Origin of the sequence: Sulfitobacter indolifex, from assembly GCF_022788655.1 — a bacterium.
Classification (GTDB): Bacteria; Pseudomonadota; Alphaproteobacteria; order Rhodobacterales; family Rhodobacteraceae; genus Sulfitobacter; species Sulfitobacter indolifex.
Map to the genome: position 1 here is coordinate 2391645 of NZ_CP084951.1, position 25265 is coordinate 2416909.

The window sequence follows — 25265 nt, forward strand, 5'->3', positions numbered from 1 at the left end:
CATCAATCGCCGGGGTTCAGCGTCAGCGTCACGCGGTCCCCGGCGAACCACGTCACCCCATATTCCACCGGCACCCCGTCCGGGTCCACGTTGATCCCAGCAGACCGCAAGATCGGCGCGCCCTCACTTAACCGTAGATGCAGCGCCTGCGTGGCATTGGCCAGCTTCGCCGTCAGCCGGGTTGAGGCGCGGGTATAATCCGCCACCCCGCCCTGCGCCAAAGCCGATGTGACCGAGCGGCTGGTCTCAAGCGCCGCCAACAGATCGGGGAAACGCGCGGCAGGAAACAGACTGCGAAAGATCGCGATTGGCTGGCTATCGGCCAGTGAAAGCCCCTCATAAACATGCACCAGCGCCCCGTACTCCAACCCAAGGTGATCGGCCTCATGGGCCGAGGCCGCGCGGGTCTCCAACGTCAAAATCTCCTTGGCCGGCACGCGCCCCGCCGCCGCAAGGTTCTGGTGAAAGCGCACCCGTTTACCAATGGCATAGTCCGTGGGCCGCTGCGCTACGAACACCCCCGCGCCCCGGCGGCTATAGGTCAGCCCGCCCTCGTTCATATTGCTGATCGCGCGGCGCACCGTGTGGCGGTTCACCCCAAACCGTGCGGCCAGTTGCGCCTCGGTCGGGAGCCGGTCGCCAGGGGCGTATTTCCCCGTGGCGATGTCACGGGTCAGCGTGGCGGTGATGTTTTTCCAAATCGCGGTACGGGCCATGTCGCAGAAGTTTCACATATCCAAGCTTGCACCAGCGAGAGGCCAGCGGCTAATACTTGTCTAGTTGTATAGAAAATTAGACAAATGCACAAGGTGTCTAGATGACCGTTGAAACCAAAGAAAAGACCAGCGATCGGCAGGCTTGGATGGGCCTGCTTGCGCGGGCCGAGGCCGCTGATTTGGCGCGGCTCTGGGCGCGCTACGGTGCGGCCCCTGCCCATGACCTGCTGCGCGCGCCCGAGATCGGCGGCGTCATGCTCCGGGGCCGGATGGGCGCTGTGGGCGAAGCCTTTAACATGGGCGAAATGTCGGTCACGCGCTGTTCGGTGCGGCTGGCGGATGGGCCTGACGGCCACGCCTATGTGCAAGGCCGCAGCCGTGACAAGGCGCTGCAAGCCGCCCTTATCGACGCGCTGATGCAAGGCGATGCCGCCGATGAGCTGCGCGCCAAACTGCTCGACCCGCTGGCTAAGATTGAGACCCAACGCCGCGCCAGTCGCGCCGCCAAGGCAGCAGCCACCAAGGTCGATTTTTTCACCATGGTCCGAGGAGAAGACTGATGCAGACCCTATCGCTGACAGGTGGGTTTCGCGACGCGCCCAAAGACGCCGCTTTTGCCTTTCGCGCCGTGATGAACGCCATGGCAAAACCGGGGGAGATCAACAGCGTGGCTGGCGCTGAACCGCCTGCGGGTTTGTCGATCGCTGCCGGGGTCATCTTGCTGACGCTCTGCGACCCCGAAACGCCGATCTATCTCGCCCCCAGCCTAGACCGGCCCGAATTGCGCGACTGGATCACCTTCCACACCGGCGCAGCTTTCGTTGCGGCCAGCGCGGCACAATTCGCCTTGGGCACATGGGACGAACTGCCGCTGGCTGACTTTCCCCTCGGCAGCGCCGCCTACCCCGACCGATCCGCCACGCTGATCGTCGAGATGGATGACCTGCGCGCCGAGGGCGCAACCCTTACTGGCCCCGGCATCAAAGACAGCGCGGCGCTGTCGCTGCCCGAACGTGCCGCCTTTCAACAAAACGCGGCGCTTTTCCCGCGCGGATTGGATTTCATTTTCACCTGCGGCGACCGACTGGCGGCGCTGCCCCGAAGCACAAAGGTGTCCTGATGTATGTAGCGGTAAAAGGCGGCGAGCGGGCGATTGACAACGCCCACGCATGGCTCGCCGAAGAGCGGCGCGGCGATCGCGGCGTGGCCGAACTGAGCGTCGCGCAAATTCGCGAACAGATGACGCTGGCGGTGAACAGGGTGATGGCCGAAGGCTCGCTTTATGATCCGGACCTTGCTGCGCTGGCGATCAAACAGGCGCGCGGCGATCTGATCGAAGCGGTCTTCCTGATCCGCGCCTATCGCACCACCCTGCCCCGGTTTGGCGCCTCGCGCCCGATGGAGACTGGCGCTATGGCCTGCGACCGCCGCGTCTCGGCCACCTTTAAGGATGCGCCGGGCGGGCAAGTCTTGGGGCCGACATTCGACTACACGCACCGCCTGCTGGACTTCAAACTGGCCGCCGATGGTGAGGTGCCGCCCGCGCCCGAGGTGGCCGATGACGAGCCGCCCAAGGACACGCCGCACATCATGGAATTCCTCGACCGCGAAGGCTTGATGCAGCGCGATACGGACAGTCAGACCCCGCCGCGCGATCTGACCCGCGAACCGCTGGAACTGCCCGCCACCCGCGACCTGCGCCTGCAAGCGTTAACACGCGGCGATGAAGGTTTCGTGCTCGGCATGGCCTATTCCACCCAGCGCGGCTATGCGCGGAACCACGCTTTCGTCGCAGAACTGCGCATCGGCAAGGTCGCGGTGGAGATGGACATTCCCGAACTGGGTTTCACCATCGAGATCGGTGAGGTTGAACTCACCGAATGCGAAACGGTGAACCAATTCACGGGCTCCAAAACCAAACCGCCGCAGTTCACCCGCGGCTATGGATTGGTGTTCGGCATGTCCGAGCGCAAGGCGATTTCCATGGCGCTGGTGGACCGGGCGCTGCGCTGGGAAGAACTGGGCGAAGACAACCTCGGCGCGCCTGCGCAGGATGCGGAATTCGTGCTTTATCATGCGGATAACATCCAAGCGACGGGGTTCTTGGAGCATATCAAACTGCCCCATTACGTCGACTTCCAGTCCGAACTCGAACTGATCCGCAAGCTGCGCCGCGAGGCGACAGCAGCCCAAGACGCGCCCCGGGAGGCCGCAGAATGAGGCACGCTATGACACAGAGTGAACAGGACACGAAAGAGGATAGCGGCATGAACGAGTACAACTTTGCCTATTTAGATGAGCAGACCAAGCGAATGATCCGCCGCGCGATCCTGAAAGGGTTGGCGATCCCCGGCTATCAGGTGCCCTTTGCCAGCCGCGAAATGCCTATGCCTTACGGCTGGGGCACGGGCGGGGTGCAGGTGTCTGCCGCCGTGCTAACGCCGGAGGACACTTTCAAGGTGATCGACCAAGGGGCGGATGACACGACCAACGCCGTCTCAATCCGCCGTTTCTTTGAAAAGACCGCCGGGGTCGCCGTGACTGAGGCCACGACAGAGGCCAGCGTCATCCAAACCCGGCACCGCATTCCCGAAGCCGCGCTGCGCGAGGATCAGGTGCTGGTCTATCAGGTGCCAATCCCCGAACCGCTCCGCTTTCTTGAGCCTTCGGAAGTCGAGACCCGCAAGATGCACGAGCTGGAGGAATACGGGCTGATGCATGTGAAACTCTATGAAGACATCGCCCAGCATGGCGCGATTGCCACGGCCTACGCCTATCCGGTCAAGGTCGAGGGACGCTATGTGATGGACCCGTCGCCGATCCCCAAGTTTGATAACCCCAAACTGGAAATGGCCGCGATCCAACTCTTCGGTGCGGGGCGCGAGCAGCGGATCTATGCGCTGCCGCCCTATACGCAGGTCGTGTCGCTGGATTTCGAGGACTACCCCTTTGAGGCTAGCAAAGCCGATCACCCCTGCGGGCTTTGCGGGGCCGACGACAGCTATCTGGATGAGTTGATCGTCGATGACGAAGGCGGGCGCCTGTTCATGTGTTCCGACACCGATTATTGCGCGGCGCGTCAGGCGGCTGGGCATCGCGGCGCGGATGCGGCCCCTATGTTGGAGGGCGTGGCATGACCCCTTTGTTGCAAGTTGAAAACATCGCGAAATTCTATGGTGCGCGGATCGGCTGCACCGATGTCAGCTTTGACCTCTATCCTGGTGAGGTCATGGGCATCGTCGGCGAAAGTGGCTCGGGCAAGTCTACGCTGCTGAACACGCTGGCGGGGCATTTGACGCCGGATCGTGGGGCGGTGCGTTTTGACACCCGCGCCGATGGGCTGCGCGACACGGTAACGATGAGCGAGCCGGAGCGCCGAATGCTGTCGCGCACCGATTGGGCCTTTGTGCACCAGCACGCCCGCGATGGGCTGCGCATGAACGTAAGCGCAGGCGGCAATGTGGGTGAGCGGCTGATGGCCGTGGGCGCGCGACATTACGGCGACATCCGCGCCAGCGCCACCGATTGGCTGGGCCGGGTCGAGATCAACGAAGACCGGATTGACGACCGGCCTTCGGCATTCTCCGGCGGGATGCAGCAACGCTTGCAGATTGCCCGCAACCTCGTGACCGGGCCACGGCTGGTTTTTATGGATGAACCCACCGGCGGGCTGGACGTGAGCGTGCAGGCGCGGCTGCTCGACCTGCTGCGCGGTCTGGTGCGTGAAATGGGGCTGAGCGCCATTATCGTGACCCATGATCTGGCGGTGGTGCGGCTGCTCGCCGATCGGTTGATGGTGATGAAGGACGGCCATGTGGTTGAAACCGGACTGACAGATCAGGTGTTGGACGACCCGCAGCATGGCTATACGCAGCTTTTGGTCTCTAGCGTGCTACAGGTTTGACGGTGCAGGGAAATGTTTCGCACGCGAAACAAATTACAAAAGTTAACAATAGGTTAAACAAGGCTGAACCCATGATACGCGTGGAAAATGTGAGCAAATCCTTTACCCTGCACAACCAAGGTGCTGCGGTGATCCCGGTGATGCGCGGCGGTGAATTGACCGTGGCACGCGGCGAATGCGTGGCGCTGACCGGTGCCTCGGGGGCCGGGAAATCAACGCTGATGCGGATGATCTACGGCAACTATCTGACCGCCTCGGGCCGGGTCATGGTGGGCGATCTGGATGTCGCCCGCGCCGCCCCGCGTGAGATATTGGACCTGCGCCGCAATGTGCTGGGCTATGTAAGCCAGTTCTTACGGGTGGTGCCGCGGGTGGCCACGCTTGACGTGGTGGCCGAACCGCTCCGCGCCGTGGGCAGCAGCGAAGCTGACGCACGGGCGCGGGCCGGAGAGTTGCTGGCGCAGCTCAACATCCCCGAGCGGCTTTGGCAGCTCAGCCCGACGACCTTTTCAGGCGGGGAGCAGCAGCGGGTGAACATCGCCCGCGGCTTTGCGCACCCCTACCCCGTCTTGCTGTTGGATGAGCCGACAGCGAGCCTGGATGCCACCAACCGCGCCACGGTGCTCGCGTTGATCGAAGAGGCCAAGGCACGCGGCACGGCAATCTTGGGCATTTTCCACGATGAAGCCGCCCGCGATCAGATCTGCGACCGCGAGGTGGATGTGACCCGCTTCACCCCCGGATTGGCGGCATGAGCGGGCGTTTTATCGCAGTGGTCGGCCCGTCAGGCGTCGGCAAGGACAGTGTCATGGCAAAGCTGGCGGAAGGGCGGCCTGACCTCTTCCTCGCCCGTCGCGCGATCACGCGGTCCAGTGACGCAGGGGGCGAGGATTTCGACGGGATGAGCAAGCGCGAATTCCTGTCGCTTGAGGCGGCGGGTGCCTTTGCGCTGAGTTGGTCGGCGCATGGGCTGCACTACGGCATTCCCATCGCGGTCGAAACGGCGCTGGAAGATGGGCGCGATGTGCTGGCCAATCTCTCGCGCGGGGTGTTGAGTGAGGCAAAGCGGAGGTTCGCGCGGTTCGAGGTGCTGTCGCTCACTGCCTCCCCTCAAGTGCTGGCCGCGCGGCTGCGAGGGCGTGGGCGCGAAACGGAGGATGAAATCACCGCCCGTTTGGCACGGGCCGAACGCGCCCTGCCCGATCACATCGCGGCGCTTGAAATCGACAACTCTGGCCCGCTGGAGCAAACCGTGGCGCAGGCGGTGGCGGCACTTTACCCCGAGAGGGTGGCGCGGTGAACCTCGTGGAACATACCGTCCTTGGCCTGCCCCACCAACGTCAGGCTGTCCAGCGTGAAGGGCTGGGGCAGATGTGGCGTGATATAGGGGGTCAGCGCCGCCGTAATCTGCGGCAGGTCGGCTTTAGGCAGCTTGCTGGTCAGGGTGATGTGGAAGCGGAAAGCGTCCATGACGTAAGGATAGCCCCATTGGATGAGGTTCGCCTCCTGCGTAGGCGTCAAGCTGGCTTGGCGGCGGCGGGCAAGGTCAGCCTCAGCCGGGGGCGCGCGGAAGGTATCAAGGCCGCGCACCACCTCGGCGGCCATGGCGTTCAGTGCGGTGGTGTCCCCCTCAGACGTCAGCGCCAGGAAGCGGCCCAGTGGGGTCAGGGTGAGCCTGTCCAGCGTAACGGGTGCAAGCTGCGTGCACAGCGCTTCGAACGCGGCTTGCAGGTCGTCCGCCGTGACCCCCTCGGCCAAAACGAAGGGCGGTTTGATCGTCGCATGCAGTCCGTATTTGCGCGGCGTCTCGGTCAGGGCGGCCACGTCCAGCCCGGCCACGTTCGGATGCGCCACAGTCTGCCCGCGTGCCACATCCCAACCCAGCCACGCGGCACCGGCCTCGGCCAAGGTACCCTGCGGCGTATAATAGATCGCGTAGCGGTCAAACTTCATTCATCTTCTCCTTGCATCCATGGATGCGCAACAAGCGTGACGTTCTCATGACAAAAGAAACCATTCTCGCCAATGCGAAACTGATCCTGCCCGATGAGGTAAAAACCGGCAGCATTGTACTGCGTGACGGGGTGATCGCGGATATCGCCGAAGGGGCCGCCGTGCCGAAGGGGGCAGCCGATTGTGAAGGCCGCTACCTCGCGCCCGGTTTGGTGGAATTGCACACCGACAATCTTGAGCGTCACATGAAGCCACGCCCAAAGGTCGATTGGCCACACCGCGCGGCAATCATCGCCCATGATCGGGAACTGGCGGGCACCGGGATCACCACGGTCTTTGACGCGATCCGTGTGGGGTCGATCATCTCGGACGACGGGCGCAAACGCTATGATAAATACGCCCGCAACATGGCCGATGAAATTCTGATGATGCGCGACAGCGGCGCGCTGTCGATCAGCCACCACATCCACCTGCGCGCCGAGGTATGCTCGGAAACGCTGGAGGAGGAATTGGCCGAATTTGGCCCCGACGATAAGGTCGGCATCGTGAGCCTGATGGACCACACACCGGGCCAGCGCCAATTCCGCGATGTGCAAAAGTTCGAGGATTACGTCTGCGGCAAAAACGGCCTTCCGCGTGAGGATTTTGGCGACTACGTCACCTTTCTGCACGGGTTGCAGGAGCGGCTGGGCGCGAAACATGAGGCGGCGGCGGTGGCAGCGGCAAAGCGCTATGGCGCGGCGCTGGCCAGTCATGATGACACCACGGCCCAACAGGTTGCCACCAGCCATGCCCATGGCGTGCGCTTGGCCGAATTTCCCACCACCCGCGAGGCGGCGCAGGCCTGCCATGCCCAAGACATCGCCACGATCATGGGCGCGCCCAATCTTGTGCGCGGTGGATCGCATTCGGGCAATGTGGCGGCGCAGGAATTGGCCGAACTGGATTTGCTCGACATCCTCTCGTCAGACTACGTGCCTGCTGCCCTCCTCTTGGGCGCGGTGCAACTGGGCAACCTTTGGGGCAATATGGCCCGCGGGCTTGCCACCGTCACACGTACGCCCGCACATCATGTGGGGCTGACCGACCGGGGGGAGATTGCGGTTGGGATGCGGGCCGATCTGATCGAGTTCGAGGTGATGAAAGACGCGCCGATCCTGCGTTCAGTTATTGCCATGGGCAAGCGTGTCGCCTGATCGGCGCAGATGGCTATTTCAGCGGACCCGCCCCTTACGGCGGGTACCGCCAAGCGCATCATCCTCCCTAACCTCAGGGGCAAGCAGCACAAAAATTTGTTGCTAAGCGGAAAAGTGGCCCTTTTCGCTCGCCTTGCCGCGCCTTAAAGCTAGATTACGTCCACTCTGCATCTCGCAGGTGGATTTCAGCCGGTTATTGCAATCGACAAGCTTGAGGGAAAAGGTGCAAGAAGCAATCAAATTGGCGAGCGATCGTCTGGGTCAAATCGTCGAAGACGCGGCGAGCGAAGTTTACCTATTTTCAGCCGATGACTTCACTTTCACCCTCGTTAACCGCGGCGCGCGTGAGAACTTGGGCTATTCGATGAGTGAACTGCGCGACATGGTCGCGTGGGACATCAAACCCGAACTGTCGCGCGACGCCTTTCTCAGCCTTGTGCAGCCGCTGTTGCGGGGTGAAAAATCCACCCTTGAGTATGAGACGGTACACCAGCGCAAAGATGGCTCGCGTTACCACGTCTTGACGCATTTGCAGCTAATCGTCACCGAAGGCGAGAAGGTGTTCTATGCGGCCATTCAGGACATCACCAAGCAGAAAGAGACCAACGCGGCGCTGACCAAGGTCTCGACCCAACTGGACGCGATCCTGAGCAACACCACCATGGCGATCTTCATGATGGACGATCAGCAGCAATGCGTCTTTATGAACCGCGCTGCGGAAGAATTGACCGGCTATAAGTTTGAGGAAACGGCGGGCAAACCGCTGCATGACGTGATCCATCACACCCACCCCGACGGGCGGCACTTCCCCATCGAAGACTGCGCCATCGACCGCGCCTTTCCCGAAAACCACCAGACCCAAGGCGAGGAAACTTTCGTTCATAAGGATGGCAGTTTTTACCCCGTAGGCTTCACCGCGTCGCCGATGAAGAACGAGGATGGCAAGACCGTCGGCACGGTGATCGAAGTCCGCGACCTGCGTGAAGAACTTCGCGCCCGCAATGCGGAGATTGAATTTAGCAACGCGTTGAAGACCAAGATCGAAGAGGCCATGGGCGAGCGTGACCGGCTAGAAGCGCAGCTGGTACAGGCCCAGAAAATGGAAGCCGTAGGCCAGCTTACCGGCGGCATCGCGCATGATTTCAACAATCTGCTTCAGGTGGTGGGCAGCAACCTTCAACTTTTGTCGAAAGAATTGGCCGAAGGCGACGCTAAGCGACGTTTCGTCGATAATGCGATTGCGGGCGTGTCGCGCGGGGCGAACCTTACGTCGCAATTGTTGGCCTTTGGGCGGCAGCAGCCCTTGGAGCCCAAGCCACAGAACCTTGGCCGTTTGGTGCGGGGCATGGACGACATGCTGCGCCGCACCTTGGGCGAAGGGATTGAGATTGAGACGGTAATCTCAGGCGGATTGTGGAACTGCCTTGTCGATCCGGCACAATTGGAAAACGTGATCCTTAACCTCGCGATCAACGCGCGTGATGCGATGTCGCATCATGGCAAGCTGACAATTGAGGTGGGCAACGCATCCCTCGATGACGCCTACGCACGGAGCCAACCCAATGTGACCCCCGGCCAATATGTGATGCTGGCGATCACCGATACCGGCTCTGGCATCGCACCCGAGATTATGGAGAAGGTTTTTGACCCCTTCTTTACCACCAAGGAAACCGGCGAAGGCACGGGGCTTGGTCTCAGCATGGTTTACGGCTTTATCAAACAGTCCGGCGGGCACATCAAACTCTACAGCGAAGAGGCCCATGGTACGACTGTGCGGGTCTATCTGCCGCGCACACAGCGCCAAGAAGAAAGCGTGCGCCAGCCCGTCACAACCGAAACGCCCATTGGCAGCGGTGAGGTGATTTTGGTTGTCGAAGACGACGCCGCCGTGCGTGAAACCGCCGTCGATCTGCTGCGCGATCTGGGCTATGCTGTGCTAACGGCTGAGAATGCCGACAGCGCGCTGGCGATCGTCAAAAGCGGCGTGAAAATCAACCTGCTGTTCACCGATGTGGTCATGCCCGGCAAAATCCGCAGCCCCGAGCTTGCGCGTGAAACCAAAGCGCAACTGCCAAATGTTGGTGTGCTCTTTACCTCGGGTTACACACAGAACGCCATTGTCCATGCCGGCCGGCTGGATGACGGAGTTGACTTGCTGAGCAAACCTTACACCCGCGAACGGCTAGCGCTAAAGATCCACGAGATCCTGTCCCGTCATGCCAGCGCCGAAGCTGCGCTTTCGGGTCGGCAAGCCGAGCAGGACCAGACCAGCGATGCGTTGAAAGTCTTGTTGGTCGAAGACGACGCACTGATCAGCATGGCCACGGCGGATATGCTCTCTGATTTGGGCTATGCTGTCACCGAAGCGGACTGTGTCGCCGCCGCAGAGCGCTGCCTCGCGCAGGAGCGGTTTGATATCATGTTTACCGATCTTGGGCTGCCGGATGGCTCTGGCATGGATTTGGTGCAGCAGGTTACGCAATTGCGCCCGGAGATCGCGGTCATCATTGCCTCAGGCGCCGATCCGCGGGAATACGCCGAAGGTGAAACCGACCGGACGCGCTTTGTTAGCTTGATGAAACCTTACGATGAACATTCGTTGAAACGCGCACTTGCGCAATGCGAGGAGAGCCAGGCCTAAGACGGCTAGGATCAGCCCTGTTTTCGATTTAAGACGTCAGAAAACAAATGAGAGGCAGATCATGCGCAGGATCACATTCGCAACCGTTTCCACCCTTATGTTCGTCGCAGGTTGTGCGGGCATCGTTGCCGATCAGGTGATGGTGCACCGCACCGGGCCAGATGAGCTTTTGAAGCTGCGCAGCGGCCCCGGCCTCGACTTTGGGGTCATCATGGGGCTGCCTGATGGCACAGTCCTCAACCGTCGCGATTGTGTGACTGAGACTGGCCAGCTTTGGTGCCGTGTGTCCTTGGCCGACGCGCCAGAGGTACGGGGCTATGTCTCGGCTGATTATATCTCGGATATCTGACGCGAAAACCGGAGCGGGGCGGCGCACGCCCCCCTCCCTTTCAGACGGCCCCACTGCGCCGCTGTCCGACGCGTGGCTAGATTTACCGGCACATCACTCTATCTGAGGGCTTCACACCCGCTGAGACAGTCAGTGAAACCTCTCAAGAGTAAGGACAAATATGTGCCGCTTCCTCGCCTATATCGGACCCGAACTGCCAATCGACGCGCTGCTCCTTGCGCCTGAGAACTCTCTGCTGAACCAAAGCCTTGATCCTGAGCTGCACCCAAGCCTGCAACTGGCGGGCTGGGGTTTTGCCGCGTGGAGCGACCATCTGCTGAAACCCGAAGCGCCGCTGCTGTACCATCGGCCCAAAGCGGCCTTTCACGATGACAATGCCAAGACTCTGATCCCAAGCCTGCAAGCGCACACGCTGCTGTCGCATGTCCGGGCAGCGTCTTATGATGCCAGCGTTGTGCAGGCGGATGAGAATTGCCACCCATTCTCGTTTGAGCACACCCCGTGGATCATCGCCCAGAACGGGGCCCTGCCCCATTGGCGGCAGTTGCAACGCGAGCTTTTGCAGCATTGTAAAGATAAATACCTCACCCAAATGCGCGGCACGACGGATACGGAATTTCTGTATGTGCTGCTGCTATCCCTCTTGGAAGGCGACAGTAACGACGATGTGCAACGCGGATTTGAAAAGCTGTTGCGGGTCATTTGTGAGGCCGCGCGAAAACTTGATCTGGCGGCACTGACCAAGCTAAAAATCGCGCTGGTCAGTTCGGATCGCATTATCGGCGTAAACTATGGCTGCGGGCATGACGGCGAGACCGATGTGACCGGCGACTGGAAAAAGCTGCGCGACGAGGACTTGCCCCTCTCTATGCTGCTTGAGCCGGTCTATGTGCTGACGGGCGCGAATTTTGAGGATCATGCGGATTCCTATAAGGTCGACGCCTGCCCCGAGGGCGAAGCCACATCGGCGATCTTTGCCTCTGAGCCGCTGACCGAAGACGGTGAGGAATGGCAGTGCATCAAGTTTGGCGAGATCGTGTTTCTGGAGCGGAAAGACGGGCTCATTACCAAAACGGTGCGCAAGCTCGACGTTTGATCGCCCTCCCCAGCCGATAGGAGCCATTTGATGACGGATCGTTTCCAGAACTATGCCGACCTCTCTGCCGAGATGCTGCGCGATGATGATTACCAGATACGCGCCGAGGATCGGGGCAGCGCAGTCATCATCATCGCGCCCCATGGCGGTACGATTGAGCCTGAGACCAGCCTGATCGCCGAGGCCATCGCGGGAGGCGATCATTCCTACTATCTGTTTGAGGCGTTGAAAGCCGGCGCGCATGGGGATTTTCACATCACCTCGCATCGCTTTGACGAGCCACAGGCGTTGGAACTTGTGGCAAGCGCGCAGGTCGCCGTGGCGATCCATGGCCGCAAGGATGATGGCACTGAGACGGTCTGGCTGGGCGGGCGAGCCGAAGCTTTGCGCGATGCAATCGGCACGGCCCTGCGCGTTGCGGGGTTTGAGGCGGCGCTGAACACCACGCTGCCCGGCGTGCATGAAACGAACATCTGCAACCGTACCCGCACAGGCGAAGGGGTGCAGCTTGAACTGCCGCGGTCGTTGCGGCGCAGGTTGGCCGAAGACCCCGACCTGTTAGAGAGCTTCAGCCGAGCGGTACGGCACGCGCTTTAACCAAAAGGCGACAGGCCCAGAACGGGCCTGCCCCATTATCATCCCCGTTTTTGAAACAGGATCAGCATCAGCGCCAAAAGCGATGAGCCTAGCATCAACAGCAGCGACACGGCGTTCAACAGGGGGGTCGAGCCCTCTTTCAACCGGTCGAACATGGCAATGGTCAGCGGCGCGTCAGAGCCTACCAGCATCAGCGTGGTGTTGAAGTTCTCAAAGCTCATGAGAAACGCCACCACGACCGCCCCAATCATCGCAGGCGCGAGAAACGGCAGCGTGATCGTGCGCACAGCCGTCAAACGATCCGCGCCAAGGTTCAGTGCTGCCTCTTCCAGCGTGCGGTCAAACTTCTGCAAGCGGGCCGAGATGACGAGCGTGGCGATGGTGGTGATAAAGCTGAACTGCCCAAGGATCACCAACAATAGACCGGGGCGCAGCGCCTGAATGTCGATCTGCGCCATGTCCCAGACGCCATTGGCCAGCGTGGATGAGAACACCAGAACCGAGATGCCCAGTACGATGCCGGGGATCACCAGCGGCAGCAGCATCAGCACATAGAGAAACCCCTTGCCGCGAAACTCATAGCGGTTGAACAAAAAGGCGTTCGTCGTGCCAACGCAGACCGACATGATCGCCACGCAAAGCGCCACAAATGCCGAGGTGCCGACCGACCGCAGAATGCCGCGTTCATGAAAGACGCCGATCTGCGGGCGCTCCTCGCCAAAGAACCAGTTCCACGTGAACCCCTCCCACGGGAGAGAGGGGAACTGACTGTCGTTAAAGGCAAAGACCGCGACCACGGTCAGCGGCAGGGCCAGATAGAGAAAGAACAGCGCCACATAGCCACCATAGAGGATGCGAAAGCTGCGCGATTGCGGGATTGTCGGGATCATTGGATCACCCCATCGTTTCCTTGAGGGTCCGGCCCGTGAGCCAGAGCATCCCCCAGACGATCACCGAAGACAGCAACAGAAGCATAAAGCCAAAGGCGGCGCCAAGCTCCCAATTGGAGCGTACGATGAACTGGTTATAGATCATTTCGGTGAACCACAGGCTGTCCTTGCCCCCGAGCATCGTCGGCGTCAGGTAGTTGCCCAAGCTCAGCATAAAGACCACGATACAGCCCGAGACGATGCCGGGCATGGCGTGGGGGATGATGATCTCTCGCAAGACCGAAAGCCCGCTTCCGCCCAGATCATAGCCCGCCTCAATCACACTGTCGTCGAGGCTTTCCAACGTGGTGACAAGCGGGACCACCATGAAGAGCATCGAGGTATAGACCAGCCCCACCATCATCGTGGCGTCGGTATAGAGCATCTCAACTGGGCGATCCGCCAGCCCCACCCATTGTAGCAGGTTCGAGACAAGGCCTGTTTCCCGCAGCAGGATCATCCAGCCAAAAGTACGCACCAGTTCAGAGACGTAAAACGGGATCAGGCAGAGCAGGAAAAGCACCTGTTGCAAGCGCCCCTTCGCCATCTTGGCAATGTAATAAGACACTGGAAAGGCGATCAGCAGCGTCAGCGCCGTGGCCAGCACCGACATCACCGCCGTGCGCCAAAAGGTGCGTAGGTAGAGCGGTTCGGTCAGCGCCTTTTCATATTGCGCTAAGCTGGTTTCATAGACGCCAAAGCTGATCCGTTCGCGCAGCGAAATCAGCAGCATGTCGATATGCGGGATGATGATGAGCAGACCCAGCCAAAGCACCAAAGGCGTCAGCAGCAGGTAGAATGTAATTCGGGATTGGCTGCGCATCAGGCGGCCCCAAAGCAGGTCGCCTGCCCCGCACCCCAGCCGATATGCACCGCATCGCCGCGTTGCAGACTTGAGAATTCTCCCGACTGCGGCAGCGTGACTTCAAGCGTTTCACCCACGTCATCCTGCACCAACACACGCGAAGCCGCGCCGTTGAACAGCAGGCTGGTGACAGTGCCCGTCAGTTGATTGTCGAAGCCTGAGAGCGCATCGGCACTGGCGGCCAGCCGAATGGATTCGGGCCGCACGAAAATCTCGGCCCGCGCCCCTTGGGCAAGACCCGCCCCCGTGGCGCGCATCGCCAACCCGCTGTCGGTGCGCAGTTGCAGCGCGTCGCCCTCAACCCGCTCAATCCGGCCCTTCCAGCGGTTCGATTCCCCGATGAAGCCCGCGACGAAGGGCGTCTCGGGGCGGTAGTAGAGGTCTTGCCCCTTGCCGACCTGCTCAAACTGGCCATTGCTCATGACGGCGATCTGGTCGGACATCACAAGCGCTTCGGACTGGTCGTGGGTGATATAGACGAATGTCGTGTCAAAGGCGGCTTGCAGCGATTTCAGCTCAACCTTCATATGCTCGCGCAGCTTCAGGTCCAGCGCGCCCAGCGGCTCATCCAGCAGCAGCACATCAGGCTCCAGCACCATGCAGCGCGCGATGGCGACCCGCTGTTTCTGCCCGCCCGAAAGCTCATCCACCTTGCGCGTGCCGATCCCCGGCAGGCCGATCCGGTCCAGCGCCTCATCAACTTTGCGCGCGATCTCGGGTTTAGGCATGCCACGGCGGCGCAGGCCATAGCCGATATTCTCGGCAATCGTCATCATCGGGAAAAGCGCCAGATGTTGGAACACCATGTTCACCGGGCGCTTGTTCGGTGGCGTGTCGAGCACCGATCCGCCCTTGATCCGAATGTCGCCCGAGGTCGGGTCAAGAAACCCCGCGATCATCCGCATGATCGTCGTCTTGCCGCAGCCCGAAGGCCCGAGGATGGAGAAGAAACTGCCCGGCGGCACCGTGAAGGAGACGTTGTTAACAGCGGTGGTATCGCCGAACCGCTTCACGAGGTCGACGCATTCCAGATCTGGGGTCATGTGAATTCCGTATAAAGGAGCGACACCCTCGGGATGAGGGTGCCGCTCTTAGGGTCAAATATCAGTTGGCAGCTTGAACGCGGTCCAGCACTTCGCCTTCGATCGTTTCCAGACCGGCGGGCACCGGCGGATACCATTTGATGTTGTCGATCGCCTCTTGCGGGAAGCTGGCCTGATACTTGGCTTTCAGGCTGTCTTCGGCGAACTCATCTGCGCCTGCAGAGGCGGTGAAGTTGCCCGCCGCTGCGGTGATCATCGCCGCGATTTCGGGCTGCATGACAAAGTTGATCCACTCATAGGCCACATCGTCGGCCTGGCCTTTGGCGGGCAGAACGAATGTGTCGATCCAGCCCAAAGCACCCGAAGCCGGGGCCACGAAGGTCAGGTCAGCGTTGTCGTCGTTCAGCTTCCAACCGCCGGTGTCCCATGCCATCGACGCGGTCACTTCGCCCGAGCGCAGCAGGTTCATCAGCTCATCACCGCCACCCCAGTAGGTTTTGACGTTCGCTTTGCATTCGATCAGCTTGGCTTCGACCTTGCCCATGATCTCGGCGTATTTGGCTTCGTCGCCATAGGCGGCGAAGGGGTCTTCGCCCATGGCGAAAGCAAAACCGATCAGCGTCGGACGTTTGAGACGGTAAGAGACTTTGCCCGCCACTTCCGGCGCGCAGAGGTCGGTGTAATCCTTGACCGTCTCGCCCGCTTCGGCGGTGTTTATCACCAGACCAGAGGTGCCCCAGACATGCGGCACACCGTAGACGTCGCCGTTCACGGTGGTGTTGCCCATCGTCGCGTCGAGCATGGAGGTAATGAACAGATCTTTGTTCAGCTTCGAGACATCAATCGGCTTGTAGATGCCGAACTCCATCTGCGGGCCCATGATGCGGTCTTGCGACGGCTGAGCGAGGTCGAAACCACCACCGCCCGTCGCGCGCAGCTTGGCGATCATTTCTTCGTTGTTGGATTTCGTCACTTCGACGGTATGGCCGGTCTCTTCTTCGAATTTCGCGACCACGTCCTCAGGTGCGTAGCCGCCCCATGTCAAAAGACGCAGCGTGTCGGCGTGGGCCACGGAAGCGAGCCCCGCCAGCATGGTGCCGGCCAGCAAAATGGTTCGTGTCATGGGAAATCCTCTTTCTAGTGTACTCATTGTCGGCAGAATGCGCGCGTTAGACCGTTTGGTCAATTTATACTTCAGAGCGCATCGGGCCCTTGTCGCCTGATATTGCGAAACATTTGTGACAGAGGGGGAGATTGCCGTTTGTTCTGGCATGGTTGTCTTGGAAGCAGGCTTCGCCACGATGCCTCTTAAAACTGAGCGATTATCCTCGTTCGGGTTCTGGGTCTGATGACCTAGAATTAAACGAAGACCACAGATGCTGAAGCAAATGACCCCGCGTCAGCGAAGCGGTCGCTGTACGGGTCGAGACCGTGCCAAGGCTGACGGGCTGGTTCAGTGTAGCGGCAAAGATCATTCGGTTTGAGACCGGGAATTGCCGGTTAAAAGCCCAGAGAGCGAAAGCCGTCGGCTCCCGCTATTGTAAAAATTAGTAATTCGTATTGCGCCAATAACGGCAATATTTCACTAATTCCACGACCTAACATTACAAATATTGACATATCTCCCATCCTTATGTAGCTCCAAGGCTCGATGCTCTTGGAGGAGCGGGCAAAAAATTCGCGAGACTTCGCGGCCAGTGTCGTTCGCGACGACGGCTGGGGGAGCGCACTCTAGCGCCTGATCTTTCCAAAAATGCAAAACGCTACACCATGGGGAAGAAAAATGAGCGAATATAACTTGTCAGACGAAACCCGCGACAAATTGCGCAAGGTGTCGACGGCCTCCGTGGCCACGGCGCTTTACAAACGTGGGCTGCGCAACCAGTTCGTGCAGGGTGTTACCCCGGTCGAGCGTAAGGCGGTGACCATGGTCGGTCAGGCCTTTACCCTGCGCTACATTCCGGCGCGCGAAGATCGCAATCCGATTACTGTGTTCCGCAACCGCGACCACAAACAGCGCGTCGCCGTCGAAACCTGCCCTGAAGGCCATGTCCTGGTGATGGACGCGCGCAAGGACTGTCGCGCGGCGACGGCGGGCTCAATCCTTATTACCCGGTTGCAGCAACGCGGCGTCGCAGGCGTGGTTTCCGATGGCGGTGTGCGCGACGCGGCTGGCATTGGCGCGCTTGACATGCCCGCCTATTTTGCCCGGCCCTCGGCCCCTACGAACCTGACCCTGCACGAGGCGATCGACATCAACGTGCCGATTTCCTGCGGCGATGCGGCGGTCTTTCCCGGTGATGTGATGCTGGGCGATGGCGATGGCGTCATGGTCATCCCGGCGCATCTTGCCGACGAAATCGCAGCGGAATGCATTGAAATGGAAGCCTATGAGGATTTCGTCCTTGAGCAGGTCAACGCTGGGGCCGGGATTATCGGTCTTTACCCGGGAACCGACGACGAGAGCATCGTGAAATTTAACGCATGGCGCGAACAGAAAGGCCGATAAACATGACATTCACCCCACATGGCGACCACCTGATTGCTGGCAAGCGCGTGAGTGCTGAGGCGAAATTCTCTTCCTCTCCAGCCCGTGGCGACGCCTTTGAATATTCCGCCGGTTCGCCAGAGCTGATCGCCGAGGCCTGCGAGGCCGCGCATAAAGCGTTCCGGGCATTTGCTGCAACTTCGCGCGAAGAGCGCGCAGTGCTGCTGGAAACCATCGCCGACGAGATCGATGCGCGCGGTGAGCAAATCACCGAGATTGGCACAGCCGAAACCGGTCTGCCCGAAGCCCGGCTTCAGGGTGAGCGTGGGCGCACCACGGGCCAGCTGCGGTTGTTCGCGACCCATATCCGCGATGGCGCCTACCTTGACCGTCGTCACGATACGGCGCTGCCAGACCGTCAGCCGTTGCCCCGCCCTGATCTGCGCATGATGCAGCGGCCCATCGGCCCGGTTGCTGTGTTTGGCGCGTCCAACTTCCCGCTGGCCTTTTCGACCGCTGGTGGTGACACCGCCGCGGCATTGGCGGCGGGTTGTCCGGTTGTTGTCAAAGGCCACTCCGCGCACCCCGGCACTGGCGAGATCGTCGGCGATGCCATTGTTGCGGCACTGTCCAAGCTCGGCATGGACGGCGGCATCTTCAGCTTTGTGCAGGGCGGCAGCCGTGCAGTTGGCGAAGCGCTTGTGACCGATCCCCGGATCAAAGCCGTTGGCTTCACCGGCAGCCTTGGCGGCGGGCGCGCATTGTTTGACCTCTGCGCCAAACGGCCCGAGCCGATCCCGTTCTTTGGCGAGTTGGGCAGTGTAAACCCGATGTTCGTACTGCCGCAGGCCGCCGCCGCCCGGGGTGCCGACCTTGGCACGGGCTGGGCTGCAAGCCTGACCATGGGCGCGGGCCAATTCTGCACCAATCCCGGCATCGCGATCGTGGTGGACGGGCCAGAAGCGGATGCATTTGTGACCGCCGCCAGCGATGGTCTGAAAGCCGTGGCCGCCCAAACCATGCTGACCGATGGGATGGCTGATGCTTATCGCAGCGGCGCGCGCCGGGTGTCTGAGGGCGCGGGTGTGAAATCGTTGTTGACCACCGCCTGCGAAGGCCGCTCTGCCGCGCCGTATCTGTTTGAGGTTTCAGCCGAAGATTGGACAGCAAACGAAGAGCTTTCGGAAGAAGTCTTTGGCCCATTGGGTCTGGTGATCCGGGTTAGAAACGCGGATGAGATGCAGACCGTTGCTGCCGGCTTTAAGGGTCAATTGACCGCGACCTTGCAAATGGACGAGGGCGACACCGATCTGGCGCGCGCGCTTTTGCCGGTGCTTGAACAGATGGCCGGGCGCGTATTGGCCAATGGCTTTCCCACCGGGGTCGAAGTGGCCGACACTATGGTGCATGGCGGGCCATATCCGGCATCGACCAACTTTGGTGCAACGTCGGTCGGCACCCTGTCGATTCGCCGGTTCTTGCGCCCGGTTTGCTACCAAAACCTGCCTGAGGCGCTGTTGCCAGCCGATCTTCAGGCAGATTGACAATCGGCACCGAAACGAGCCCGCCGACCCCATGTTGGCGGGCTAATACCGTTCATTCTGACGCCCAACCTTACAACTTTCCCAAGTTGCACCGCCTGTTAGCGACAATTTGGCGGGAATTGTGAAGATGTGTATATTTAGTGAACAAATATTAGGCAGTTTCGCGCTATAAATACGCCTTACCTGTTAAATTTGTGTTGATTTGTAAATATTCGCTGTTTAATGTGACCAAAGCTTCACCGTACCCGCCCCAGCAGGCGGACACCCGGAGAGGCAATTTGCCGAAGCGGAAGGGGGAGGATCGCAACAGTCGCACCAGAGACACAGCCACCTGTGTATCCACGCGAAGATTAAGTCGGGACAGGCGCAGTTCGTGCCCACACCGCGACCAGATCCAGCCAAAGCCGTACAACAGCCAGCCTATCTGGCCCGATGGCATATCCCACTGACGACAACGCTGACCAACGTCATGACGCCGAACCGGTAAAGCCCCGCTTTTCCGGACCAGTCGGTGCACGCAAGACGCCAGCCCCTGTCTGGCACACGACATCTGTAGAGGAGGAACAGATCTATGTTTTACAAAAGCTTGAAAACCACCCTTGGTGTTGCGCTTGGCGCAGCCATCCTTGGCACATCCGTCGCGGCGCAGGACTTTCCAATGCGCGACATTCGCCTGATCGTCCCTTGGCCCGCCGGCGGCGGCGCCGACGCGATCTCGCGCAAAATCAGCAACCTTGCCGAGCAGGACTTGCCGAAATCGATCTATGTGGAAAACATCGCCGGTGCGGTTACCGCGACGGGCCTGATCCAGATGACGAACGCACGCCCCGATGGGCATACCGTCGGTGTGCTGACCTATGACAGCGTCATCACCCTGCCCCGCGGCCAAATGGTGCCGGGCTATTCGCTCGACAATATGAAGCCAATCGCGCGCATCACCTCTGAGGCTGATGCGATTGTCGTCTCCAAACATTCGGGGATTGAGAGCTACGAAGACCTAATCGCCCGTGCCAAAGAGAACCCTGGCGAAGTGCGTGTCGGCGTGGCTCCCAAAGGCTCCGGCCCCTACCTTTCGGTGATGCAGCTGGAAAAACTGCTTGATGTGGATTTCAACGTCATCACCTATGCAGGCTCGTCCAGTGCCGAAGCCGAGGCGTTGCTCTCGGGCGAGTTGGATGCGGCCATCTCGAGCCTTGGTGACTTTAGCGGCATCCTAGCCTCTGGCGACGCCAAAGGTGTGGTCGAACTGACGGGCGTGCAGAACGCCACCTACACCGATGTGCCGACGCTGAAATCCAAGGGCCACGACTTGCAGACCGGCAGCTTCATTGTACTCGCAGCACCGGCTAACACGCCGGACGAGGCGGTCGAGACGCTGGAGACCACGTTCAAGACAGCCTATGACAGCGCGGAATTCCAAGACTGGCTGGCACAGATTGGCGTGACAGCCGATTGGCTGGGTTCTGGCGAAGTCAACGCTTGGATCGACGAGCTGCAGACCAAGACGTTCACGCTGATGGACGAACTGGAATTGTAAGCCACCACGCCCACCATGTCTTCGGCTCCTAGGGGTCGAAGACATCCCCCCTGTCGGGGTCAGAGACGCAGTGTCACTGATCACAAGCCGGTTTTTCAAGCTTTGGGATCGAACAAGCGGCCAACTGCCGCAATCGCACCCACCGCACTGACAGCCGCCTTGCGCAGACGCCCCTATCACACCCAGTCCGGGAGACGACGATGCTTTTAAACAGGCAATTGGTATTTCTGTATGTCACTCTTGCAGTGTCTGTTGGCTATTTGGTGACGGCGCTCAGCTTGGGCGCACCGATCGCCGACAACGGGCTGACGCCGGCCTTTTTTCCGATCCTTGTAGGCTGTGCGGCGATTGTTTTTTGCAGCATCCTCATTGTGCAAGCGCTGCGGGTCCCGCCCGAGACTGCGCCCCAGACCGATGCCGCGGACGAGGAGCGCAGCTACACCCATGTTTGGGTGGTGGTGGCGATTTTCTTCTACATCGTCGCTTTCAGAACTTTGGGCTATTTCCTGTCGTCGGGCCTGTTCGTCTTTGCACTGATCCTGCTGTTTTCAAAGTTCGAAAAGCTGGTCCTCAAGGCTGTCATATCGGCGGCGATCGTTGGGGTCGCCTTTGTCATGTTTCAACAATTGTTCGGGGTTCGCCTCCCGACACTGTGGGGTTAAGTCATGGATTTCATCATCCTCGTATTCAGCAGCTTTTCCCTGCTGGCCGATCCGGTCAACTTTACTTATGTGATCCTTGGCTTTGTCATCGGCACGATCTTTGCCGCCATTCCGGGGCTGACCGCGACACTGGCGATGGCGCTCTTGCTGCCCCTCACCTACACACTTAGCGTTGAGACCGCGCTGATGGCCTGTGCCAGTATCTATATGGCCGGCATGTGCGGCGGGTCTATCACCGCGACCACGATCAATATCCCCGGCGCACCATCCTCAATGATGACCGCGCTCGACGGCTATCCGATGCAGCAGCAAGGCAAAGGCGCGCTGGCGCTCGGCCACGCGGCACTCGGCTCCATGTTCGGCGGTGCCGTGGGTGCGCTTTTGTTGATCGCACTTGCGCCCTTCGTGGCCGAACTGTCGCTTTACGTCAAAACCACGGGCAAGTTCTCTCTCTTGGCCTTTGCTTTGATCGTTGTCGTGATTGCGCAACGGGGACGCATCCCGCAAGCCGGTCTTGCGGCTTGCATTGGCCTGATGCTGGCGACGGTCGGGCTTGATGCGATGGAGCCGATCACCCGCTTTACCTATGGCTATTCCAGCCTCACGGCTGGGATCGATCTGATGCCCGTCATCATCGGCACCTTCGCCATTGCCGAAGTGCTGACCCAAGCAAGCGCGCGCACGGATATCACTGCCGCCGCCGCAGCCGCCGGTAAGGTCAAGATCCGTCGCCGTGACTTCCTGCCGCCATGGTCGGACATCCGCAAAATCGGGTTCGGTTGTTACTTTAAATCCTGCCTGATTGGTTATTTCGTCGGCACGTTGCCGGGTGCGGGCGGCTCGATGGGATCGTTCCTCGCCTATACCGAAACCGTGCGCACCTCGACGGAGCCTGAGACCTTTGGCAAGGGCAACCCAAAGGGCATCGCCGCCTCTGAAAGCGCCAACAATGCGGTCTGTGGTGGCGCCATGGTGCCGATGCTGACCTTTGGTATTCCCGGCGATCCGATCACCGCGATTATGCTAGGCGTGCTGGTGATTAACGGCATTCAACCCGGACCGCAGTTGATGACCGATCAAGCGGGGCTTATTGCGCCGATGCTGGCCGCCTTGTTGTTCAGCGCGGTGGTACTGATCCCCCTAACGTTGTGGCTGATTGGGCCATACTTCATCAAAATCGTCTCGGTCCGTAAGGATGTGCTTTATGCGGTGATCGCGCTTTTGGCGGTCGTGGGCAGCTATGTCGCCACCTACTCGACCTTCCAGATGTTCATGGCGCTGGCGATGGGGGTTCTGGCCTTCTATCTGCGCCGCAACGGTTTTCCGGTCATCACCATGCTGCTGGGGTATATCCTTGGGCCAAATCTGGAAGAATTCCTGCGCCGCTCGCTGGCGCTGTCGAACGGGGATCCGACGACCTTTTTCACCAATCCCGACAGCCTGTTCTTTGTCGCGCTGACGCTGGTGTTCGTCTACTTCTTGGTGATCCGCACGCCGACAAAGAAGCCAGCTGTCGTCAATAGCAAGTCGTAACCAACCCTGGGACCGCCCCTTTTCTGAAGGGGCGGTCCCTTAGATTGCTGCCACGCGCGTGCCGCCCCCCCTGTATTTTAATCAAATGCGGTTTATAAGGGTCACTCCGAACGCCGGGCCACAAGCAAGGAGATCACTTTGTCAGAGACACGTCGCCCCTCACTGGCAGATCAAGTGTACGATCAGCTCCTGACAAAGATCCTCGAAGAGGAATATCCGGTACACAGCCGACTACCGACCGAAGAAATGCTGGCCGAGAGCTTTGGCGTGTCGCGACCCGTTGTGCGCGGGGCGCTGTCGCGACTTAGAGACGATGGCATCGTGCAATCACGGCGTGGGTCGGGCAGCTATGTTCTGCGCCGTCCCGACCGCGAATTGATTAGCTTCGTACCGCTGGAGTCGGTTTCAGACGTTCAACGCTGCTATGAGTTTCGCATTGATGTCGAAGGTGCCGCCGCCGCTTGGGCGGCACGGCGCCGCGATGATGAGGATCTGGCCGCGATGGATGCGGCCTATCTTTTGATGGAACAGACCTATCAGCAAAACGCTCTTGGCGTTGATGCGGATCAAAGCTTGCATTTGGCAATTGCCCGTGGCGCCAAGAACCCGTTTTTCTCGTCTGTGCTGGAATCTTTGAGCGAGCAAATTGCCTATGGCGTTAGGCTGTCGCGTTCACTCACCCTTCTGGACGCCCCCGTCCGGCAAGAGCTGGTGTTGGCAGAGCATCGCGCGGTACTCGAGGCGATCCGCCTAAAGCAACCCGACGTGGCACAGGCCACAATGCGCCACCATATCACCGCCGCAAAGGACCGGATGTTTGTGGATGCGCAAGAGGACTAACGTGGTAGCGCGCCGCATGATGAGGCTAGAAGTGGGATGAGACGTCTAGTCAGAAAATGCCGGAACGGTCGTGCGCGCGGTTTGTCCCCTTTGGAAGCAGAGTTGAGTTGCGCAAGACGCTGAACGCCCCCCTCCTCGTTGGAACGGGCCTAGAGTAGATTAAGCGACGGCTCCCAAGCGGCGATCGAATTGCGCCAATTCGTTTCCCGGCCACCGGAATGAGCCCGATCTTACCGTGCTGAGCTTGAAACTATTCGCAGTTACAGCATCGCATACATTGCAGGTGACGGCCTTTCTAGACTTTGACCGGCCATCGCATGTCGCGCTGCAGCTTCCCGGAAGCAGGCGTTAACTGGTATTCTAATTTCTCAATCCACAAGCGGCTCTCAATGCGCAGTTGCCGATCCGAACACTGCATGTTAGCCGGGCCAAAGCCATTCCTGGGTATGCTGCCCAGGTGTCGGTTAGGGCTGGCTCGGTGATTGCACACCTTGCCAGCCTGAACAGAAACGGTCCTCAGCGGACCTTCATGCTCGGCGTGGCGAATGACCGGTCAGAGCACATCGGCATGGGAACGCCTGCCGTTTATACGCATCCATATCCAACAGCGCGGCTGCCTCGTGTTTTTTTGCGCTGCTGCTCAGGTCAGCAGCCGATTGGCCCATCTCGCCACCGCGCCATTTCCCCGCCTTGATGCAGGTCAATACTGACCCCCTGGCTTTATGCGAACCTGACACCGCACCGAAATCGATTGCCGCACAGCGGCGCGCGCTAGCACCTTTTCGCAACACTTAAAGGTATTCTTCCGACATGAAAAAACGCTCCTCCCTCATCGCTCCGCTCGGTCTCCTGCTCCTGACCGCTTGCACCGAAGACACCATCGCCGGACCCAATGCGGTTCAGAACGGGCAGGAAATTTACGCGAAGGAATGTTCCGCATGCCATGGCGCGCAAGGCAGAGGATCTGGACCTGCGTCTTATGACCTAGGTGTGGCGCCGCCTGATTTGGCGGGACTTCAGCGGCGCAATGACGGCTATTTCCCCCGCGAGTTCGTTCGCCGCTTCATCATGGGGCGCCTTGAGAAAGACGACCCGGCGTCTCCGATGCCGGACTTTTCTCAGGTCGGCCTGCGGCATGTTTATCCGAACGGCGGGGCCAATGGCGAAGTACTGGAGACCGATTTTGCTGACCTGCTCGACTATCTCGAAGCGATCCAAGAATAGGCTTGCGCGGCACGCTGGACAAATTTGCTCGCAGGGTCGGTGCCTTTCAAAGGATGGGAATGCCACCTGCCCGCCTCTGGGCTGCACGATCTTTGCAACATCACTGCGATAGGCTTCGGAGAACTGTGACATGCGACCCTCATCACGG

General features: G+C 60.1%; 25 protein-coding genes. 19 read left to right on the forward strand and 6 right to left on the reverse strand.

Annotation, left to right across the window (positions count from 1 at the left end; genetic code table 11):
* Nucleotides 1–2 precede the first annotated feature (2 nt).
* A complete protein-coding gene (gene phnF, locus DSM14862_RS11690) occupies nt 3–716 on the reverse strand; it encodes a phosphonate metabolism transcriptional regulator PhnF (RefSeq protein WP_007117455.1) in 714 nt (237 codons plus the stop codon).
* Between the two features lie 101 nt (nt 717–817).
* Between phnF and phnG the strand changes: the two genes are divergently transcribed.
* From phnG to phnN, 7 genes are all read left to right on the forward strand, one after another.
* Nucleotides 818–1276: a phosphonate C-P lyase system protein PhnG gene (gene phnG / locus DSM14862_RS11695; protein WP_007117456.1), complete on the forward strand. Its 459-nt coding sequence runs from the start codon at nt 818–820 to the stop codon at nt 1274–1276.
* Entirely contained in the window at nt 1276–1836 is a 561-nt protein-coding gene (gene phnH / locus DSM14862_RS11700) for a phosphonate C-P lyase system protein PhnH (RefSeq protein WP_007117457.1), read from the forward strand. The genes phnG and phnH overlap by 1 nt, the downstream gene beginning before the upstream one ends.
* Nucleotides 1836–2936 carry a carbon-phosphorus lyase complex subunit PhnI gene (locus DSM14862_RS11705; RefSeq protein WP_007117458.1) on the forward strand — a complete coding sequence of 367 codons (1101 nt, stop codon included), beginning with the start codon at nt 1836–1838 and terminating at the stop codon, nt 2934–2936. The genes phnH and DSM14862_RS11705 overlap by 1 nt, the downstream gene beginning before the upstream one ends.
* Before the next feature lie 47 nt (nt 2937–2983).
* Nucleotides 2984–3853 carry an alpha-D-ribose 1-methylphosphonate 5-phosphate C-P-lyase PhnJ gene (locus DSM14862_RS11710; RefSeq protein ID WP_040700529.1) on the forward strand — a complete coding sequence of 290 codons (870 nt, stop codon included), beginning with the start codon at nt 2984–2986 and terminating at the stop codon, nt 3851–3853.
* Entirely contained in the window at nt 3850–4620 is a 771-nt protein-coding gene (phnK, locus tag DSM14862_RS11715; protein ID WP_007117460.1) for a phosphonate C-P lyase system protein PhnK, read from the forward strand. Before DSM14862_RS11710 ends, phnK begins: the two co-directional genes overlap by 4 nt.
* A gap of 71 nt (nt 4621–4691) precedes the next feature.
* Nucleotides 4692–5375, forward strand: a complete 684-nt coding sequence (gene phnL / locus DSM14862_RS11720) for a phosphonate C-P lyase system protein PhnL (protein WP_007117461.1) — start codon at nt 4692–4694, stop codon at nt 5373–5375.
* Complete coding sequence (gene phnN / locus DSM14862_RS11725; RefSeq protein WP_007117462.1) at nt 5372–5920, forward strand: phosphonate metabolism protein/1,5-bisphosphokinase (PRPP-forming) PhnN; 549 nt, start codon at nt 5372–5374, stop codon at nt 5918–5920. The genes phnL and phnN overlap by 4 nt, the downstream gene beginning before the upstream one ends.
* Here the strand turns inward: phnN and DSM14862_RS11730 are convergent.
* Nucleotides 5896–6573, reverse strand: coding sequence for a DUF1045 domain-containing protein (locus tag DSM14862_RS11730; RefSeq protein WP_007117463.1), 678 nt, complete (start codon nt 6571–6573; stop codon nt 5896–5898). The genes phnN and DSM14862_RS11730 overlap by 25 nt on opposite strands.
* A gap of 47 nt (nt 6574–6620) precedes the next feature.
* Here DSM14862_RS11730 and DSM14862_RS11735 point away from each other — a divergent pair, with 47 nt between their 5' ends.
* The 5 genes from DSM14862_RS11735 (at nt 6621) to DSM14862_RS11755 (ending at nt 12452) form a co-directional block, all read left to right on the forward strand.
* Nucleotides 6621–7769, forward strand: a complete 1149-nt coding sequence (locus DSM14862_RS11735; RefSeq protein WP_040700175.1) for an alpha-D-ribose 1-methylphosphonate 5-triphosphate diphosphatase — start codon at nt 6621–6623, stop codon at nt 7767–7769.
* 223 nt (nt 7770–7992) lie between these two features.
* Nucleotides 7993–10410, forward strand: coding sequence for a PAS domain S-box protein (locus tag DSM14862_RS11740; protein WP_113075645.1), 2418 nt, complete (start codon nt 7993–7995; stop codon nt 10408–10410).
* Nucleotides 10411–10471: 61 nt separating this feature from the next.
* On the forward strand, nt 10472–10759 hold the full coding sequence (locus DSM14862_RS11745; RefSeq protein ID WP_007117466.1) for an SH3 domain-containing protein: 288 nt from the start codon (nt 10472–10474) through the stop codon (nt 10757–10759).
* A 160-nt stretch (nt 10760–10919) separates the two neighbouring features.
* Nucleotides 10920–11855 carry a class II glutamine amidotransferase gene (locus DSM14862_RS11750; protein ID WP_007117467.1) on the forward strand — a complete coding sequence of 312 codons (936 nt, stop codon included), beginning with the start codon at nt 10920–10922 and terminating at the stop codon, nt 11853–11855.
* Nucleotides 11856–11885: 30 nt separating this feature from the next.
* The gene (locus tag DSM14862_RS11755) at nt 11886–12452 is read left to right on the forward strand and encodes a poly-gamma-glutamate hydrolase family protein (RefSeq protein ID WP_007117468.1); all 567 of its coding nucleotides are present in this window, start codon (nt 11886–11888) and stop codon (nt 12450–12452) included.
* A gap of 38 nt (nt 12453–12490) precedes the next feature.
* Here the strand turns inward: DSM14862_RS11755 and DSM14862_RS11760 are convergent, their stop codons facing one another.
* From DSM14862_RS11760 to DSM14862_RS11775, 4 genes are all read right to left on the reverse strand, one after another.
* The gene (locus tag DSM14862_RS11760; RefSeq protein WP_007117469.1) at nt 12491–13342 is read right to left on the reverse strand and encodes an ABC transporter permease; all 852 of its coding nucleotides are present in this window, start codon (nt 13340–13342) and stop codon (nt 12491–12493) included.
* Between the two features lie 4 nt (nt 13343–13346).
* The gene (locus DSM14862_RS11765; protein ID WP_007117470.1) at nt 13347–14204 is read right to left on the reverse strand and encodes an ABC transporter permease; all 858 of its coding nucleotides are present in this window, start codon (nt 14202–14204) and stop codon (nt 13347–13349) included.
* On the reverse strand, nt 14204–15289 hold the full coding sequence (locus DSM14862_RS11770) for an ABC transporter ATP-binding protein (RefSeq protein WP_007117471.1): 1086 nt from the start codon (nt 15287–15289) through the stop codon (nt 14204–14206). Before DSM14862_RS11770 ends, DSM14862_RS11765 begins: the two co-directional genes overlap by 1 nt.
* A 61-nt stretch (nt 15290–15350) precedes the next feature.
* Nucleotides 15351–16412 (reverse strand): extracellular solute-binding protein, encoded by a 1062-nt coding sequence (locus tag DSM14862_RS11775; RefSeq protein WP_007117472.1) that lies wholly within the window; start codon nt 16410–16412, stop codon nt 15351–15353.
* A 660-nt stretch (nt 16413–17072) separates the two neighbouring features.
* Between DSM14862_RS11775 and DSM14862_RS11780 the strand changes: the two genes are divergently transcribed.
* The 7 genes from DSM14862_RS11780 (at nt 17073) to DSM14862_RS11810 (ending at nt 25117) form a co-directional block, all read left to right on the forward strand.
* Nucleotides 17073–17798, forward strand: a complete 726-nt coding sequence (locus tag DSM14862_RS11780) for a ribonuclease activity regulator RraA (protein WP_007117473.1) — start codon at nt 17073–17075, stop codon at nt 17796–17798.
* A gap of 2 nt (nt 17799–17800) precedes the next feature.
* Nucleotides 17801–19321, forward strand: a complete 1521-nt coding sequence (locus tag DSM14862_RS11785) for an aldehyde dehydrogenase (NADP(+)) (protein WP_007117474.1) — start codon at nt 17801–17803, stop codon at nt 19319–19321.
* A 571-nt stretch (nt 19322–19892) separates the two neighbouring features.
* Nucleotides 19893–20858 (forward strand): Bug family tripartite tricarboxylate transporter substrate binding protein, encoded by a 966-nt coding sequence (locus DSM14862_RS11790; protein WP_007117475.1) that lies wholly within the window; start codon nt 19893–19895, stop codon nt 20856–20858.
* A 200-nt stretch (nt 20859–21058) separates the two neighbouring features.
* Nucleotides 21059–21520: a tripartite tricarboxylate transporter TctB family protein gene (locus DSM14862_RS11795; protein ID WP_007117476.1), complete on the forward strand. Its 462-nt coding sequence runs from the start codon at nt 21059–21061 to the stop codon at nt 21518–21520.
* Nucleotides 21521–21523: 3 nt separating this feature from the next.
* Entirely contained in the window at nt 21524–23053 is a 1530-nt protein-coding gene (locus tag DSM14862_RS11800) for a tripartite tricarboxylate transporter permease (RefSeq protein WP_007117477.1), read from the forward strand.
* A 138-nt stretch (nt 23054–23191) separates the two neighbouring features.
* On the forward strand, nt 23192–23893 hold the full coding sequence (locus DSM14862_RS11805; protein ID WP_040700182.1) for a FadR/GntR family transcriptional regulator: 702 nt from the start codon (nt 23192–23194) through the stop codon (nt 23891–23893).
* A gap of 810 nt (nt 23894–24703) precedes the next feature.
* On the forward strand, nt 24704–25117 hold the full coding sequence (locus tag DSM14862_RS11810; RefSeq protein WP_007117479.1) for a c-type cytochrome: 414 nt from the start codon (nt 24704–24706) through the stop codon (nt 25115–25117).
* Nucleotides 25118–25265: the final 148 nt, after the last annotated feature.